The organism is uncultured Thiodictyon sp., assembly GCF_903946935.1.
In the GTDB taxonomy this organism is placed as follows: domain Bacteria; phylum Pseudomonadota; class Gammaproteobacteria; order Chromatiales; family Chromatiaceae; genus Thiodictyon.
This window is the reverse complement of record NZ_CAJAXH010000244.1, coordinates 1-2,314: the sequence shown is the minus strand read 5'-3', so window position 1 is coordinate 2,314 and position 2,314 is coordinate 1. Positions and strand designations below refer to the sequence as shown.

General features: G+C 63.3%; 4 protein-coding genes. All 4 read left to right on the top strand.

The window, feature by feature from the left end:
- Positions 1-145 precede the first annotated feature (145 nt).
- Complete coding sequence (locus QZX93_RS21510; protein WP_295393287.1) at positions 146-457, top strand: hypothetical protein; 312 nt, start codon at positions 146-148, stop codon at positions 455-457.
- A 3-nt stretch (positions 458-460) separates the two neighbouring features.
- Entirely contained in the window at positions 461-1,183 is a 723-nt protein-coding gene (locus QZX93_RS21505) for a hypothetical protein (protein WP_295393286.1), read from the top strand.
- A gap of 64 nt (positions 1,184-1,247) precedes the next feature.
- Positions 1,248-1,796, top strand: coding sequence for a TrbI/VirB10 family protein (locus tag QZX93_RS21500; protein WP_295393285.1), 549 nt, complete (start codon positions 1,248-1,250; stop codon positions 1,794-1,796).
- Between the two features lie 11 nt (positions 1,797-1,807).
- Positions 1,808-2,314, top strand: a 507-nt coding sequence (locus QZX93_RS21495) for a Uma2 family endonuclease (RefSeq protein ID WP_295393284.1), incomplete at its 3' end; no start/stop codon positions are given.

Below are 2,314 nucleotides of genomic sequence, written 5' to 3'. Positions count from 1 at the left end.
TGCTTGTGCCGAATGAGATTGGATCTTATTTGCGCGGTTCGACCGCTACCAAACGCTTCAAAATGCATGAACCGCTCGCCGATGCCCGGGCGGCGAAGAATGGGATTCGTGATGAAAGGCGAGTTTTCTGCCAGGCACTACCCTAGTGACTGACGCCACGACACAACTGGAGATCCTCTACCCGGCGCCGAGTACGCCCGTGGGCCTGGCGGCCCAGCCCGCCGATACCTTTGGCAAGGGGTTAGTGGCCGCCCTGATGGCGAAGGGGTACCACGTCACCGTAGGCACCGACCGCACGCCGCCGGCCGGTTATGCGCTGTCGTACTTGATCGATGTCCCCGCCGGCTTAGAGGTCTACCGCGTGACGGTATTTGTCGGCGGTGCCAGCATCAGCCGCGCCTATTTTTCCGACCCTGCCGGGGCTGTCCCCGCGGGTCCTTGGACCCAGAGACACTAAGCAATGGCCAGCCAAAATAGTAACTCGATGGACCCGTCCGCCTCGCCCGGGAGTACCGGCAGTCCGGGCGTGCGCAGTGTCAACAACCTGCCGATGGTGATCGGCCTTGGCGTTGCGGGGATGTTCTTATTGGTGCTCGTCATTGTTGGAGCGAACCGCGGGGCACCAAAGACCGCAACGCCCGCAGCGGAGACAGAATCGTCAAACGCCCGTTCCGCCACGAAGAACATACCTGGCATGTTGAGCGAGGCCGGCATCGTGACCCCTGACACGAAACCCCAGCCGGCGTTCGGCACGGCGCGGGGACCGGCACCTGTCACCGCTCAGGGCAAGCCGACACCCGCGCCGACGGTCGTGCCCGCCAGTCGTCCGCCGACGCTGGCGGAGCAAGAACTGGAAAAGCTCCAGCAAAACCGATTACAGCAATTGGTGCAGTCGGCGAAGGCCAAGACGTCGGTGCCAGTGACCCTTGGCAGTGGAACGCCGACCGTGCCATACAGCCCCGACCAGCGGTCGCCGCTGCGCGCTCCTGTCGCGCTTGGTGGCGATGTGGACCCACAACAAGCCTACCGGGCGCGGTTAGCCCAGCTACAGTCAAGCGGCATGTTGGGCTCGTCGGGTACCATGGCCGGGGGCGCTGGGGCGGGAGGTTTGGCGGGCGGGGGGGGGAAAAAGCGGTCTGTCACAGTTCGACAGCGCCGAGAGGGATCGGTGGGTACTGAATAAGCGCCCGGAGCTCCCGCGCACGCGCTACGAAATACGCGCCGGATTCGTGCTACCCGCCCTGCTCATGTCTGGGATCAACTCGGACCTGCCGGGGCAAATCTTGGCGCAGGTCTCGGAAAACGTGTATGACACCCCGACCGGCAAGTACCTTCTGATCCCCCAAGGCGCCCGCCTGGTCGGCTCCTATTCGAGCCAAGTCGCGTATGGTCAATCGCGCGTCTTGATCGCTTGGCAACGGATCGTCTTTCCGGATGGGACGGCCATGGACGTGGGCGCCCAGCCCGGCGTTGATGGCTCCGGCTATGCGGGTTTCACTGACAAGGTAAACAATCATTATGTGCGGCTGTTCGGCTCGGCCATCATGCTCTCGGCGGTGACGGCTGGCATCGCCTACAGCCAGCCGGCGCAAACCGGCGTGACCAACGCGCAACCGAGCTTCAGCAGCGCCATGAGCGAGGCGCTGGGCCAGCAACTCGGCCAAGTGACCGGGCAGCTCCTAAGCAAAAACATGAGTATTTCGCCAACGCTCGAAATCCGGCCGGGATACCGGTTCAACGTCATGCTCACCAAAGACCTGACGTTTGACACACCTTATCAGTCTTTAGTTAATTAGAGGTGAGTTTCATGAGCGCACGTCCGCAATCGCAACCGACGTTGTACGAGCAGCTTGAAGCCTTACCCGAAGGGTTGACCGGGGAAATCCTCGATGGTCAGTTGTACACCCAGCCGCGCCCGAGCGGGCCGCACGTGCTCGCCTCGTCGTCGCTGGGTGACGAGCTGGTAGGCCCCTTCCAGAAGGGGCGCGGTGGGCCTGGTGGCTGGTGGATCATCGACGAGCCGGAGTTGCACTTTCTGTACGACACCGAGGTTGATGTCCCGGACCTGGCCGGCTGGCGCAAAGAGCGGATGCCGACGATCCCGCGCGGGCATCGCTTCACCGTGGTGCCGGACTGGGTGTGTGAGATCCTTTCGCCGTCCACAGCCGGCATTGACCGCGAGATCAAGATGCCGATCTACGCGCAATTCGGAGTAGCCTACGCTTGGCTGATCGACCCCGTTGCGCACACCCTGGAAGCCTACACCCTGGACGGTGGCGCCTGGCGGGAGATTGGCCGGTTCGCGGGTGCCGCC